The 15,419-nt window shown below is 36.3% G+C and carries 15 protein-coding genes; 7 read left to right on the top strand and 8 right to left on the bottom strand.

Translation table 11 applies throughout. The features are described from left to right. The coding region (locus EXE10_RS18700) for a hypothetical protein (protein WP_130114395.1) at window positions 1–209 on the bottom strand (209 nt) is incomplete at its 3' end. A 204-nt stretch (window positions 210–413) separates the two neighbouring features. Here EXE10_RS18700 and EXE10_RS22080 point away from each other — a divergent pair. After that, on the top strand, window positions 414–539 hold the full coding sequence (locus EXE10_RS22080) for a KGW motif small protein (protein ID WP_264757111.1): 126 nt from the start codon (window positions 414–416) through the stop codon (window positions 537–539). 89 nt (window positions 540–628) lie between these two features. On the opposite strand, the gene gltP is transcribed toward EXE10_RS22080, so the two are convergent. The 5 genes from gltP to EXE10_RS18675 all read right to left on the bottom strand — a co-directional run bounded on the left by gltP (window position 629) and on the right by EXE10_RS18675 (window position 7,195). Then, window positions 629–1,918, bottom strand: coding sequence for a glutamate/aspartate:proton symporter GltP (gene gltP / locus EXE10_RS18695; RefSeq protein WP_130114394.1), 1,290 nt, complete (start codon window positions 1,916–1,918; stop codon window positions 629–631). Window positions 1,919–2,194: 276 nt separating this feature from the next. Then, window positions 2,195–3,319, bottom strand: coding sequence for an ABC transporter permease (locus tag EXE10_RS18690; protein ID WP_130114393.1), 1,125 nt, complete (start codon window positions 3,317–3,319; stop codon window positions 2,195–2,197). Beyond that, entirely contained in the window at window positions 3,309–4,445 is a 1,137-nt protein-coding gene (locus EXE10_RS18685) for an ABC transporter permease (RefSeq protein ID WP_130114392.1), read from the bottom strand. Before EXE10_RS18685 ends, EXE10_RS18690 begins: the two co-directional genes overlap by 11 nt. A gap of 2 nt (window positions 4,446–4,447) precedes the next feature. Continuing rightward, window positions 4,448–5,662 (bottom strand): HlyD family secretion protein, encoded by a 1,215-nt coding sequence (locus EXE10_RS18680; RefSeq protein WP_130114391.1) that lies wholly within the window; start codon window positions 5,660–5,662, stop codon window positions 4,448–4,450. Window positions 5,663–5,674: 12 nt separating this feature from the next. Further along, window positions 5,675–7,195, bottom strand: a complete 1,521-nt coding sequence (locus EXE10_RS18675; protein ID WP_416346111.1) for a TolC family protein — start codon at window positions 7,193–7,195, stop codon at window positions 5,675–5,677. Window positions 7,196–7,397: 202 nt separating this feature from the next. On the opposite strand from EXE10_RS18675, the gene EXE10_RS18670 reads away from it, so the two are divergent. From EXE10_RS18670 to serC, 4 genes are all read left to right on the top strand, one after another. Then, a complete protein-coding gene (locus tag EXE10_RS18670) occupies window positions 7,398–7,808 on the top strand; it encodes an SRPBCC domain-containing protein (RefSeq protein WP_130114389.1) in 411 nt (136 codons plus the stop codon). Between the two features lie 31 nt (window positions 7,809–7,839). After that, on the top strand, window positions 7,840–8,085 hold the full coding sequence (locus tag EXE10_RS18665; RefSeq protein ID WP_130114388.1) for a YrhB domain-containing protein: 246 nt from the start codon (window positions 7,840–7,842) through the stop codon (window positions 8,083–8,085). 75 nt (window positions 8,086–8,160) lie between these two features. Further along, the gene (locus tag EXE10_RS18660; protein WP_130114387.1) at window positions 8,161–8,679 is read left to right on the top strand and encodes a GNAT family N-acetyltransferase; all 519 of its coding nucleotides are present in this window, start codon (window positions 8,161–8,163) and stop codon (window positions 8,677–8,679) included. Between the two features lie 134 nt (window positions 8,680–8,813). Further along, window positions 8,814–9,893 carry a 3-phosphoserine/phosphohydroxythreonine transaminase gene (gene serC, locus EXE10_RS18655; RefSeq protein WP_130114386.1) on the top strand — a complete coding sequence of 360 codons (1,080 nt, stop codon included), beginning with the start codon at window positions 8,814–8,816 and terminating at the stop codon, window positions 9,891–9,893. 859 nt (window positions 9,894–10,752) lie between these two features. Here the strand turns inward: serC and EXE10_RS18650 are convergent. Beyond that, window positions 10,753–11,682, bottom strand: a complete 930-nt coding sequence (locus tag EXE10_RS18650; protein WP_087553945.1) for a hypothetical protein — start codon at window positions 11,680–11,682, stop codon at window positions 10,753–10,755. 297 nt (window positions 11,683–11,979) lie between these two features. Between EXE10_RS18650 and EXE10_RS18645 the strand changes: the two genes are divergently transcribed. Next, window positions 11,980–12,465, top strand: a complete 486-nt coding sequence (locus EXE10_RS18645) for a YaiI/YqxD family protein (RefSeq protein WP_086322720.1) — start codon at window positions 11,980–11,982, stop codon at window positions 12,463–12,465. Window positions 12,466–12,701: 236 nt separating this feature from the next. Beyond that, window positions 12,702–13,610, top strand: a complete 909-nt coding sequence (locus EXE10_RS18640; protein ID WP_130114385.1) for a DMT family transporter — start codon at window positions 12,702–12,704, stop codon at window positions 13,608–13,610. A gap of 426 nt (window positions 13,611–14,036) precedes the next feature. Here EXE10_RS18640 and EXE10_RS18635 read toward each other — a convergent pair whose 3' ends face one another. Beyond that, complete coding sequence (locus tag EXE10_RS18635; protein ID WP_130114384.1) at window positions 14,037–15,065, bottom strand: pirin family protein; 1,029 nt, start codon at window positions 15,063–15,065, stop codon at window positions 14,037–14,039. Between the last annotated feature and the right edge of the window lie 354 nt (window positions 15,066–15,419).

Below are 15,419 nucleotides of genomic sequence, written 5' to 3'. Positions count from 1 at the left end.
AGCTGAGTAATAAAGGATAAGAGCTGTTTTTGGTTTTTACTGGTTTGATAATTTGAATAAGCAGTTGTTAAATTTAAGATGATTGAAGCAACAGGAATTGATTTTGTTAAGTCTTCTAAAAAAGTTGTAGCAGATTTAAATATAATTTCATCAGCTAAATTTTCAACAGTGTTTGAAATTGGTTCATGTATTTTAAGTTTTTTAGGCATGGTGTAATCATTGTTTAGTATGTAATCTGCTTAGATATTAATAAAATACTTCTATTAAATAAAGGATGTAGTTAAGTCCAAAGAATTAATTAGTTACATTTGAAAACTTGGTTTATTTTTTGCTTCATTTAAATTGTTTAGATAAGGATAGATTTTTTGCTCCATATCTATGCAATTCAGTGAAGAATGAATGAGGGTGCTAAAATGATAAAAACAGTCAATTATCAAAGTATAGATCGGGTCGCGTTACGCCAAAAAGGCTGGATGTGGTTCTGTGCCATTATGAGCTTGCAAATCTTTATTATTTTAACTGCTTATTTTTTTGCATAGATTTGCTGTTTGGATTGGCAAAAATACAGTTAGGTTTTGTACTTTAATAAAAAACCACCCGAAGGTGGTTTTTATTTCAAATCTTAAAATTAATGGGTTGCATCAAAGTTATAAGATTTTTGTTTTTCGCTATCGAACTTGCCTTCCCATTTACTGATCACAAGAACAGCAAGTGCATTACCAATCACATTCAACACAGTACGTGCCATATCTAAAATACGGTCAATACCCGCAATAAACGCAAGCCCTTCAAGCGGAATACCCACACTGCCTAAAGTTGCTAATAACACCACAAAAGACACACCAGGTACACCTGCGATTCCTTTAGAGGTAATCATCAAAGTTAATACAAGTACGACTTGTTGAGTCAAAGAAAGGTCAATACCATAAAGCTGTGCAATGAAGATCGCTGCAATACTTTGATAGAGTGTAGAACCATCTAAGTTAAACGAATAACCAATCGGTACTACAAAACTAGTAATTGACTTCGGTGCACCATAAGCTTCCATTTTTTCCATCATACGAGGTAAAACGGTTTCAGAGCTTGCAGTTGAGTAGGCGAGGATTAATTCATCTTTTAAGATTTTGATCAGCGTGAAAATACTGAATCCACAGAATTTAGCCACAAAACCTAATACGATAAAGATAAAGAATAAGATTGCACCATAAACCAGTGCAGCGAGTTTAACGAGTGGAATCAGAGAGCTGAAACCAAAGTTAGCAACAGTTGCAGCAATCAAACCGAATACACCAAAAGGCGCAAACATCATGATCATGTGAGTGACTTTGAACATGGTTTCAGAAACAGCTTTTAACACGTCAATTAAAGGCTGTTTGGTTTCTTTGGCAAGAGAACCTAAACCGATCCCGAAAATCACAGCAAAGAAAATAATTGGCAACATGTGCCCATCATTCATGGCGGCAAAAATATTTGATGGAATTAGTGAAAGAACAGTATTCACCAAACCATGGGATTGCTGGCTAACTTCTTGTGTGGTTTGCTGATACTGTGAAATATCAGAAGTAGTCAGTGTAGACATATCAATGCCAGCACCAGGTTGGAATACATTGGCAGCGACTAAGCCGACAATAATTGCAACAGTGGTAATAACTTCAAAATAAACAATGGTTTTAAAACCCAGTTTACCGACACTTTTACTATCTCCAGCATTGGCAATTCCTAAAATCAGCATGGAAAGCACAAGCGGAACGACAATCATCTTAATAAGATTGATGAAAATCTTACCCAATGGTTGTAAGAAATTCGCAACAATATCACCGCGAAGTTCGGGAGTGTTGTGCAGGAATGCACCAACAAGAATACCTAAGAAGAGCGCAATAACAATTTGCCAAGCGAGGCTAATTTTCATTTTCTTCATACTGAGCCCTTAAAATTCAGATTTTGGCGAAAAGGAAAACTCTATGACAAACACGCAAAAAATCCCCCGACAAGTACTGTGGGAGTTGTATTTGGGAGATTCTGAATGTTCAGAGTATTTCGAAAATGGTCTATTTTGACGCTATTTTTGTGAGTATTACTAATATTTTTGTCGAAAATGTGTTTGATTGTTTAAAAATAATTCAGTTTAATTTAATGATTCAATGGAATTACTTAGTTTAATTAATTACATGAATAATAGTTAGAATATTGATGCTTATTTTTTATAAGTATTACTCAATCTGTAATATGCCCGAATCATTAAAACAAATGTTAAGCAAACCAGATAAATCAATTTAGGTACTATGGTAGAGCTTGGTACACCCATTTGATTAAGTTGAATAAATAAATTAATGCCTTGTGTGGAAGGTAAAATACTAGAAAAATGTTGCATCCATGTCGGCATGGCTTGGAGTGGCCAGGCTGCACCAGACAGCAAAAACAGCGGAATGGAGGTAAACACGATCAAATGACCTGCACGCTCAGAAATATCAAGATAACTGGCTAAAACCATTGCCATAGCAATCACGCAACTGATAAAGATAGGTACAGCAAAGAGCATGCCCCAAAAGTTCCCACCACGTGGATAATCATTGAGCCAAAAGGTAAAACCAAATAGATAGAAACAGCCCATACAACCTATGCTCAGTGCTGCTAAATATATGCCAAAAAATTCAGGGGCTTTTACACTCCATTTTTGCTCACGATAACCTGCAATCAGCATACAGAGACCCAAAACAATGGTTTGGTGAATGATGAGTGGGGCAATCGCAGGGAAAATATAGCTTCCATAACCTGATAATGTGTTAAACAATGGGATTTGATGAATCGGAATCGCTGGATGAAAATGACTCACTTTGCCAAATTTTTGCATCTGTTCTGCAATGGTATTTTCGATAGCAGTACCAAGTCCAACTCCAATTTCTTTGGTTTTTAGAAAATATGCACTACTGAGATATAAACCAATACCACCAGTTTCACCACGCATAACACTATTGCTTAAGTTTTCAGGCAGTAACAAAATACCATCTGCTTTTTGCTGCTGAATCATTTGTTTGGCATGTTCAAAATTACCAGTAACTTCTGCAATTTTGACATTAGGGCTTTTGGCAACTTGAGCGATAATCGTGTTGCTTAGAAAACTTTGTTCTTCATCGACAATAATTATCGGCAGATTTTCAGCTGTTTCTGCTTTATAAGCGGTTGGATAAAAAAAACTATAGAGCACAATGGATAAAACCATCGTGGTAAAAATAGATGAGTTTTTAAATATATTTTTAAAGGTTTGCAGATAACCTCTTAAAAGTGCTTTAAAGAAAGGCTCGTGATGATTATGCGCCATGTTCTGCTCCTTTAAGATTCTTCTTAAGAAGCACACTTGCAATGAAGTAATAGAAAACACAATAAGCGACTAATATAGCTAGAGGGATCATTGAAATCATGATCGGACTACCCACCACCCATTGTTCTGTTTGTAATTTAGCATAAGGGGTATAAGGGATAATATTTGCCCAAAACTTTGTAAAAATAGGTGCATTATTTAGGGGAAGCGTAACACCTGCAAAACTTAAAGATGAACCCCCATAGACCGCAATAAAGCCAAAGGTTTTAGACAGATTTTGTGTTGCGAGTACCACTGTACTGCTGATGAAGGCATAAGCCGAATACAGTAAAAATTGTCCTATCAGAATCATCCAGAGGCTACCTGCTACAAACCATCCACGTATTTCAACCAACCAAAACATCCATAGCCAAGTCCAAAAGCAGAAAATCAGCACATAGACTAAATTTTTAGCCAATAATGCGCTAAAAACAGATTGTTGATTGACCCATTGATGCGTGGTTTTATATTTCAGTTCTTGACCCACTGAGAATGCTACACAACAGCATAAGAGTAGATGCAAAATTGCCGGAATTAAAAACGGTTCTAAATAAAGTTCATAACTGAGGTTTGGATTGAATAGGGGGGAAATTTTTACATTGGCTGTAGGAAACTCCACATAAGGTATTTTATTTGCTAAATATGTATTTTTACTAAAGTCACTGATGGCTTCTATAGAAGATATTAACATGGCAGATGAGATTGTATTACCGATACTAAAATAAGATTGGTTAAATGCAATACTGATCTGTGCATCCTGCGCTTGAACTAGACGCTGTTCTGCACCGTTGGGAATATGTACATAACCCCAAACCTGAGTTTGATTAATGAGTCGATCAACTTCATTCGGATTATCTGTAATTGTATGGATTGAAATTGCACTGTTATGACTTAAGTATTCCTCGATTTTATGGCTAAGTTCGCTGTGATCTTGATCAATAATTGCAATAGGTAAATGTTCAGCCTTACCCTCATAAAACATACACGCAAATAAAACGATGACAAAAAGCGGGGCAAGCGTGACTAAGCATAAGTCCCACTTATGCTGAATTAAATAGCGGAGTTCCCTTAACATGCCTGCCCACATGTTTATTGGCTCTCTTTTAATTTAAAAATAACACTCATACCGACTTTTAAATCAGCAAGTGGTTGGTTTGGTGTAAGTTTGACTTTAAAACTACGAATATCGTAGCCACCTGTTTGGCGTGTGGTTTTAATGGTGGCAAATTCACCTTCAGCCTCAATATTTTTAATATCGAATGCAACGGTCTTATTTAGTGCAGGAATATAGCCATCAATCGTCTTACTTTGATAGACCTGTGCATATTGGTCTTCACGAACATTTAAGTTCACCCATTTTTCTTCATCTTGAATAATACTGACAATCGGCACCCCCATAGCAACCAATTCAGAAGGTTTGCCATAGGTTTTAGAGACGGTGCCTGTAACAGGAGAAAAGAGTTTGGTTTCAGCATCTAAGGCATTGGCTTCAGCGACAGCTGCTTTGGCAATTTCAACCTGTGCATCAGCAGTCGATTTTTGTTCATTTGTGCTACCGCGTTTAGCACGTGCATATTGTTGATACGCAGCTTCTGTCATTTGAGTTGCAGATTGAGCGGCTGCATGCATTTCGTCACGGCGTTGGCGGGAAATGACCCCTTGGGCATACAAATTAGCGCCACGCTGATAGGTGGTATTTGCAAGATTTTGTTGAGCTTTTAAACTTTGCCAATTGGCGTATAAGCTATCAATGTTTTCTTGTTGTGAACCACGATCTGCGGTGGATTGTAAGGCAAGGGCAGATTGAAGGCTGGCAAGTGCCTGTTGTTTCTTTGCATCTATTTCTGGACTACTTAATGTGACGAGAAGCTGACCTTTTTCAATTTTTTGTCCATCACTGACAAAAATACCCTCGATGCGGCTCGGGACTTTGGTGCTGACATGTAAAGTTTCAGCTTCAACACGACCTTGTACATCGACAGTTTTAGGTTGATAACTTTTCCATAAACCATAAGCAATGAAGCCGAGTAGGGCAATCAGTACAATTGCAGCCACAGCAATGATTAGTTTCTTTTTTGTGGGTTGTTGCGCTGTTTGTTCCGCAGTTTGAACATGATCGCTTTTTGTAGAATGAAGTTGTTCTGATAAAGAAGATTCAGGTGAAGGTTGCTCTGATGATGGATTGGACTGCTCAGTATTGTCGCTATTTTGCTGTGCATCTTTCTGCGTTGCATTGGTTTGATCTGTATCGGGAGTCGATTGATCTTGATTTTCGTTGTTTTGATCAACTTCATTTTGATTCATGTCGTGCTCCACTTAACGAATATAATCAGTATTCGACTGATTTACATAATTTTTAAATTGATCTATTGAGCCATGACTGCGTAATAAGCTTGCAAGTGACATCACATATTTATAAGCATTGATGGCTTTTTCCGTTTTGAGCAAACTTAATTGGTTTTGTGCATCAATGACTTGTGTCGCAGTGCCCATGTCTTCTTTAAATGACAATTGTTGAATGCGTAAGTTTTCTAATGCTGCTTGTTCATTTTGTTGTAAGAGTTGATTCGATTGTTGTGCCGTGCTGAGTTCACTATAAGATTTATAAATAATATTCTCAATTTCCTGTTGTGTTCGAGCAGTCATAAGTTCAGTCGCATAACGTTGTAATTCGGCGGCTTGTACATTTTTATTCTTATCAATGCCTGAAAATAAATTATAACGTGCAGCAACGCCTACGATCCAGTTCTGATCTTGATCTAAACTATATTCGCCAAAAGCAAACAGCGTTGGTTTTTTTGCCGCATTTTGCATTTTGACATTTTGCTGAGCAAGTTGGGTGTCCATTTGCATTTTACGTACAAGATTTGAGGTTTCTGGGTAAGAAGCCAGCAATTGATTTAACGATTGGCTCTGCTGTTTATTGACAAAAAGTGGTGTGGTCAATTGTTCAATATTTTGTTTATTGAGTAAATTTTTGAGTTGAAATTGTGCACTATGTAAATTACCTAAATTACTTTGCTGTGTGCGTTCGGCATTATTTCGTGCAACTTCAAACTGCATGCGTTGCCCCTTGCTAATAAAACCTTGCTTCTCAATTTTAAGTGCATTGTCATAGTGGTGTTGCATTGCCGACAGATTAGTTTGGCTTGCTTGTAAAAGTTGTTGTTGTAATTGCACATTGAAATAGGCTTGAATGATTTCAAAGCGTTGCATATCTTGTTGCTGTTTCGTATCTAGTTGACTACGTTCGGCTTTTAAATTGGCAATGTGTTTCGTTGTCGTTGTCAGACCACCAGTATAAAGTGGCATCATCACCGAAACAGTTGGACGAATCACTTCATCTTCTAATACCACATTCGCCGTATCTGGAATGAGTCCAATACCGCTATGGATGCCTTGAGTTAAACCTTGCTTTAATGGATCGGTAATGTCTGAAGGAATATTTTGCTCAGTTTGCCATTGATCAACACGTTCACTGACGCCTTGTGCAAGTGTTTGCTCTAAATTATTTTTTACACTGTTTAATGGAATATCTGTTTCAGTATGAAATTTATAAGCACGCACATTCAGGTCAACGCGGGGTAATCCAATATTTTTAACAGCTTCAGCTTGTAGTTTGGAAGCTTGGTTTAGCGCATTATTGGTCTGAGTTGTATATGAGTTTTCAAGCAAAAATTGCTCGGCTTGTGCATAGCTAATATTTTCAGCATGGCTGAGTGGTGCTGCTAAACAAAGAAGTATGAGGCCACATGAATAGTGTGACTTTTGCAGTGCAGAAAAGAATACTTTTTGTTTTTTTAAATGGTGTGATTTGATCAGCATCATCATTTTCATCTGACTAAATTTAAAACTAGTTTACATGGAAAGATGTAGAGTAAATAACTTAAATGTAAAAAATGAACTGTATTATTTTGTTGTTTGAATTGGTTAAATACATAAAAATAATCTTCATTTCAACTACTATAATCGAATGCCTTAGTAAATGAGGGCTAAGTTAAAAATGAAGTTTTAGGTTAAAAAGATAAGGAAAATAAAAATGGCTCGAATCGAAGTACAATCATGGGTTTATGCGCCAATCGATGTGGTTTGGAATACGTATAACAATCCCCGAGATATTCAACAATGGAATACCGCTTCACCTGATTGGCACACAGTTAATTCTCAGAATGATTTGCGTGTCGGTGGTCAATTTTCAAATCGAATGGAAGCCAAAGATGGCAGTATGGGTTTTGATTTTGCAGGAATCTATACAGAGGTTATTCCACATGAAAAAATTGCCTATTCCTTTGGTGAACGGAATGCTGAAATTTTATTCAAACAACAAAATGAAGGTGTGCTGATGACGATTACATTTGATCCTGAAAATCAGTATCCACTTGAACAACAACAAGCAGGTTGGCAGGCGATTTTGGATAATTTTAAACGTTATGTGGAAAGTAAATCGTAAAGCATATTTTTTCATGTTAATGAGGATATGAATGATTGAATTTGAAATAGCAAAACAATTGGTAGATAAAGAGTTGAGCAAAATATCACAAGATAATGGTCTGGACTGCATGATTTACGGTATTAAAGGTGATATTGAGACAGGATGGTTGTTTTCTTACAATACTGTAGAGTTTCTTAAAAATAATCAATCCATTTATGGACTTGCAGGAAATTTACCATTATTTGTCTCGAAAGATGGTGAGTTAAGCTATTTGCAAATAAGTTCAAACGAATAGATAAAATGATATTTGGACAATAATTGTTTATTTTGCAAATCATCACAAGTCGAATAAATCAAAGTAGAATTAAACATGGATTATGAAAAAATAGTCATTCAATCATCTCGAATCACATTAAAACCTTTTACTGCGCACGATGCTGATGAAAGTTATCACTGTATTACTCCTACATTGACCCGTTTTATGTCATGGGAGCCTCCTGAAAATCGCCAAGTATATGATGGAATTTGGCAAGGATGGATTCAGCACATTGCAGAAGGAAGTGAGTATGTATTTGTCATTCGCCATGCTGAAAGCGAGGAGTTTTTAGGGTTGGGTGGCTTGCATGATGTTCAATCGAAAACACCTGAATTGGGAATATGGATTCGAGAAGATCGACATGGTGCAGGCTATGGCAAAGAAGCAGTTACAGCAATTGCAAATTGGGCATCTGCGGATTTTGATTTTGAACATTTTATTTATCCAGTTGCGATTGAAAATCATGCGAGCTGTCGTATTGCAGAATCATTAAATGGTATAGCAATGTATTGCACACAAAAACCAAAATACAAAGCAGTCACCTATTTCATTGCAAAAAATAAGCAGGATTAAAAATTTCTTATTGAAATATCAATTCTAAATCTTTAAAGACATTGAAAGATTGACTGACAAAGCTACTGCAAGAACAGGCAAATTGTGGTTAAATGCGCCTATTTCATTCGTTTCACTTTAAAAAGGGAAAACTCATGCGCGCGTACAATTTCTGTGCTGGTCCTGCTGCATTACCTACTGCCGTTTTAGAAAAAGCTCAAGCTGAGTTGTTGGATTGGCGTGGTAAAGGCTTATCCATCATGGAAATGAGCCATCGTAGCAAAGATTATGTGGCTGTTGCTGAAAAAGCAGAAGCAGACTTACGTAAACTCATGAACATTCCTGAGAACTACAAAGTATTGTTCTTACAAGGCGGTGCTTCACTACAATTCTCTGCGATCCCATTAAACTTATTGGGTAAAAACCCGAAAGCGGATTATATCCATACAGGGATTTGGTCAGAAAAAGCGACTAAAGAAGCGCAACGCTATGGTGATATTCATATCATCGAAGCAGGTACAAAGATTGATGGTAAATTAGCAATTACAGATCAAAGCCAATGGAACTTATCGAATGATGCAGCTTATGTGCATTATGCAGATAATGAAACGATTGGCGGTATTCAATTTGCGGGTATCCCTGAAACAGATAAACCATTGGTTTCTGATTTTTCATCAAGCATTTTATCTGCACCATTAGATGTGTCTAAATTCGGTTTGATTTATGCAGGTGCGCAAAAGAATATTGGTCCTGCGGGCTTAACTTTAGTGATTGTCCGTGATGACTTATTAGATCAAGCAAAACCTGAAATTCCAAGCTTATTGAAATATGGTTCGCAAGCTAAAAATGATTCTATGGTCAATACGCCTGCAACTTATGCATGGTATTTATCAGGTTTAGTTTTTGAATGGTTACTTGAGCATGGTGGTGTTGAAGCGATGCACAAAACCAACCTAGAAAAATCTAAGTTGCTTTATGGTTATATTGATTCTAGCGATTTTTATAATAACCCGATCACAGTACAAAACCGTTCAATCATGAATGTACCATTTACTTTGGCTGATGAAGCTTTAGATAAATTATTCTTGCAAGAAGCAGAAGAAAATCATTTGTTGAATCTTGCGGGTCACCGTTCAGTGGGTGGTATGCGTGCAAGTATTTACAATGCTGTACCACTAGAAGGTGTACAAGCACTGGTTAACTTCATGGATGACTTTGCAAAACGTCATGGTTAATTGATTTTTATTTCCTCTTCCTTTTTTGAATATTTAAAAATATTGATAAAAGGGGAGGGGAAATATAATTCATGAATAAAAAAATCCCTCATATATTGAGGGATTTTTTTATTCAAATGTGTAGATTAAGCAGTCGGAAATATGCCTAAAAGATGAATAATCACTGCAGCTAAAAACATACCCAGAACAAAAAAGCAACAAGCTCCTTTATCCAAGCGTAAGCGAAAACCGCTATTTTCATGAATCAGACTAATTGATTGTTCAGGTATAATTTTCATCACTGAGCCCAGATTTTTAAATTATTGTTAAATCCTATTGGTTCGTCGTATTTTTAACATAGATGGTCGGTTAAATAAAGCGCTAAATATTATTATTGTCCGATCAAAACTTATAATAGTGTCGAATAATTAAATTGATTATGAATTTAAAAATGTGATTTTATGGGCGGATTGTGGATAAGTTGGTTTTATTTTAGACAATATTGAGAAAAATGATCTTATCTATAAATTTTGGTGAGTAAAAAGACAGCCAAGCACATGATATTTATTGGTTTAAAAATAACCAATAACGAGCTGTTTTTAAATTCATTTTTGAATTTATATTATGATGGATTTTAAATCTGAGGGGTTCTCTATATACTGAATTAATTACTTTAAATCCTATAGTTAAAAATTAATTAAATAAAATGATTATCTATTTTTAAATTTAAATTGTGGATAACTTGGTATTTTGAATTCAAAACAAAATAAATAAGGTAAAAATATTGAAAAATAAAAAAATGTTACAAGGTATGTAATAAAGCACTAGGCATAAAAAAGCATGCTGATTTGAGCATGCTTTAATTGTTGGGATAAATAATTTATGCGATGGAATAGATATTCGCTTGAATCCAAATATTGCCACGGATATATTGCCCAATTTCAAAGTTTTTATATGCATCATCTTTGGTGGCAATACGAACCAGAATAGCAGGTTGGTTTTCTTCAAGAATTAAAGTGACATCGTAAAGGGCGTAGTCTTGTTGCATAAACTTCATTTGAGTTTTGCCGACCACTTTGCCTTGGAACCATGCTTCATCTTCTTGTCCCAGAGTTTCGCCGTAGAGGTAAGCCACCATTTTCGAAAAATCAACAGTGACAGGAGCCTTGTCATCTTCAGACTTTGGCTCCCAAGCATCTAATAGTTCTTGCAGATTCTCTGGTGCAACACCGTTATTTTGAGAAAGAATATCGTTGAGCGCACGGTGGTGTTTGATTGATGCAGGATCATCGACAATGATTTGCTCGTGATCAGAAACTTTTTCAAGTTCGTATGCCCAAGCATTGAGTTGTACTTTATATTGCTGATTTTTATCATAGCGATGGCCATTGACGCTATATAAGCTATCAAAAGCATACACGACACTGTTGCTACCCACTTTTAAACTGAGCACAGCTTGAGTATTGGTTTTACAAGTGATAATACGGTCAATAGAAGCATTCAGTTGGTAAGGACTTTCAAAACTTGGAAATGCAGTTTTAACTGCTTTGGGCTTATTATTTTCAACATCAATCACTTGGCAAAGCTGAATTGCAGAACCATTTGGACCTTGAATCAACCAAGTTGATTCGTCCATATCACATTCTTTTGAACATAAACCCATGGGCATCACAGGTTCATTCAGCGCCAAACCTAACCACTTTGGAACTTCCAAGGTCGGGTCTTCTGTTAACAGATTCCAATGTTCAACGTGGCTGCCAAAATTTTGATCTTCTATGATAATTGTTTCAGGGCTGTTTTGATTGTTCATATTCGCAATATTCAATGCTTCGCTTATGTTATTAAATCGAGGGTGATTGTCATATTTCAAGTCTGGAAATGTAAAATCATAAGAAAAACTTGCGATTAAATATAAATATGACTCAAACTTGTATAATTTGAGCAAAGTTAGAAATGATTATTTAGAATTAATTATTTAGAATTAATTATTTAGAATTAATGCTATTCCTCTACAACCCATTGATATTAATTCAGTCGATTTCCGAAAAATTATCCGAGATAGAAAAGACAGTCTTAGGTGGTTTTGTTAGAATCAATTTATGGATTTATGTCGAGAGCTGTAGTGCTACCATTTAAACTTTGGGTCGATGCAGATGCATTACCTAAAATTCTACGTGATGTGATTATTCGAGCATCGGATCGTTATCAACTTGAAGTCACTTTTGTTGCCAATCAATCTGTCGGAATTACGCCTTCAGTACGAATCAACTCGATTCAAGTGATGCATGGTGCAGATCAAGCGGATAAAGAAATCATCGACCGTATGAAGGAAAATGATATTGTCATGACACAAGACATTCCTTTGGCAGCGCAAGTAATTGAAAAGGGTGGTGTGGCGATTCATCCGCGGGGTGAGGTGTATACAACTGCCAATGTCAAAGCACGTTTACATTTACGTGATTTTATGGATACACTACGTGGTGCTGGTGTACAAACAGGGGGACCACCTCCCATTTCTGAACGTGATAAGCGTGAGTTTTCAAGTAGCTTAGATCAAACGATTCAAAAGCAAAAGCGTAAAACTGCTGTTTAATCCGCATCAATTCCAGTGCTGTTTCGACTGACCTTATTCACATGCAGTGAATATTTTTTGCATCAATCTCAATTAAAGCAGCATTGAATCTTAGAAAAATTTTCAATGTGTTTTTCAATTTAATTTCATATCCAATATTTATTATGGAAAACAAAGCTTGTGAATATCTCACAAACTTTGAGTTGTCAGTGATTCACTGACAATCTATCTATTAGACAGACTGATTAGGAAACATTATGCCCACCAAATCTAACCTTATGATGACCTATATTTTATTGGTCTTCATCTGGGCGAGTACACCTTTAGCGATTGTCTGGAGTGTGTCTGATTTACATATGATGTGGGCATTGGTTTTACGATTCTTTATTGCCTTACCGCTTGCAGGTTTACTTTTACTGATTCTTCAAGTAAAGCTTCCCCTCAATAAAATTGCGCTACACAGTTATTTAGCAGGTTCTTTTAGTTTTATTGGTTCGCAAATATTTACTTATGCAGCAACCAGTTATTTGAGTTCAGGCATGATCGCATTGATGTTTGGACTCGCACCAATCATGGCGGGTTTGATTGGTCGTTTTGGTTTTGGTCAACGATTATTGGGCATTCAATGGTTGGGAATGCTCGTTGCAGTATGTGGTTTAGCGGTTATTTGTACCAGTAGTGGTGCAAGTCAGCATGTACATCCGATTGGGATTGCACTGATGTTGATGAGTGTGTTTACCTATGCACTGTCGATCTTTTGGGTGAAAAAAGTTAATGCAGACGTTGTCCCAATGGCTCAGGCAACGGGTTCTATTCTCGTTTCAACACTGTTTGCAATTTGTATTATCCCTTTTATTTGGCAACATGTGCCTACCCATATTCCCAATACAAAATCATTGTTAGCATTGATGTATACGGTGTTTATGGCATCTTTATTGGCGATGTTCTGCTATTTCAAATTGGTACAAAATATTAAAGCAACGACACTATCACTGACCACAGTGATGACACCGATGATTGCGATGTTTTTAGGAGCAATGTTAAATAATGAAAAACCGACTGTATCGGTATTTTTCGGTGCTGCGGTTTTAATCTTTGGTTTAATTTTATATTTCTATAAAGACTTTAAAGCTTCTAGAACGCTTGAGCATAAAATGAAAAGTTAATGATTCAATCAAAATAAAAGAATTGATCGACTGACTGATTATTAACAGATGTTACGCATTTAAACTACGTCTAAAACTGAGAGTGCTCAAAATTTTTACTATTTAACAATATTCTTGAGTTAGCACAGCCTCATTTGCCTTGCAAAGTTTGAATTACTTTGTGCAGGCGTTTGTCACTTTGAAGGATCAAAGTAACCAAAATCCTTTGTTGGATATGAGAAGTGAGGCTTCGCAAGATCTCCTGTCTTCGGAGTATACTCCTCATGTCCAACGGCGACATCCCTGTCGCCTAACGCGATAGCACCACTGATTTGAAATCACAGCCCCTAGTAATTTTGTAATAATCATTGATGGTAATCAGCCCTCATACATTAAAAATGTAGAAGCGTCCCATAATGTACTCTCTGAGTAACATCAGTTATTTAGTTATGAAGCTGTTTCAGGGTATTCAACTTCTTCGCCTTTGTTATAGCTTGCAAAGCGAGGTTGATCTCTTTTAAACACTGGTGCAGTCGATTCCCAAGGCCATTTTCCAAAATGTGTTTGGCGATAGCGGGCAAATGCTGTGTTGAGTTCTTCATCAGAATTCAGTACGAATGGTCCACGCATTGCGACAGGTGCGCCAATCGGTTCACCTTCCAGCCACATGATTCGTCCAATTTCTGCGCCATTTTTTAGATGAATATCCACATCTGATTTCAACTCAACCAGGTGTTTAAATGGAATCATTTCACCTTCAATCTCTAAAGTCGGTCCATTATAAAAATAGCAAAAGCGGTTGGATGTCGCTGTGGTCGCAGGAATTGTCAGTTCAGCATGTGGATCAAGCTGAATCATGAAAATATTCACTTTATTCTCTTTGGCATGTGCCCAAGAGTTTTTTGGTCGTTCTAAAGCTTGTTGGGATTTAAACTCACCAGATACCACACGAATATCTGCCTTAACACCTTGTGCATCTGTTTCGATGACATGCGGAATATGTTCACGCCACATCATTTTATAAGCAGGATCTTCGGTTTTTTCTTGTGGAGATGAGTTGAACCAAATTTGAAATAATTCAAAAGGATTTTCTTTATCTGTATGTAAAAGTGGGAACATTTCACAGTGCTCAATACCATTTCCTGTACTCAGCCATTGCACATCGCCTGCGCCATAACGACCACTATTGCCTAAAGAATCAAAATGATCAACATAGCCACTTTCAACAAAGGTAATGGTTTCAAAACCTGTATGCGGATGTTCTGGAAAACCAGGTACTCCTGTTTCGCTATAGTACATACGATAAGGTTTATCATCGGTTGGTGGCGTGACAGGTTGCATTTGCTCATTGCCTATAGGGAAATGGTCAATATGATGCGCTGTAAAAAGGAAAGGATCTTTCAAATCTAGTCGAAATTCGATGGGTTGAATTGCATAAATGATTTCGTGATTGCATATTTTTTCTTGTTCTGACATGGATGTTATTCCTTCATTTATCGTTGATCATGTCAATCAAGTATAACGATGATTAGGTTAAATAGTTGATGAAATCATGTATCGAATTGAGAACAATCTGTTCTAAAAATGCATTTAATCAGCATATCGTTCAAATCAAATACTGGGTTTAATTGAAACTTCATTGAATATTAAAATCATATTTATGTGTTGAGTCATATATTAATTCTAGATAATAAATTTAAAATTTATGATAAATAAAATACTCATAATGTTTAAATAATTTTGAATAAAGAAACATCATTAAATAGCTTAGGATGAAGATAATATTATTTATCGCGTGAAAAGAGATGACTAAAAAGATTAGTTTTAATG

The organism is Acinetobacter sp. WCHAc060033 (assembly GCF_004209125.1).
In the GTDB taxonomy this organism is placed as follows: Bacteria; Pseudomonadota; Gammaproteobacteria; order Pseudomonadales; family Moraxellaceae; genus Acinetobacter; species Acinetobacter wuhouensis.
This window is presented reverse-complemented; position numbering and strand designations above follow the sequence as displayed.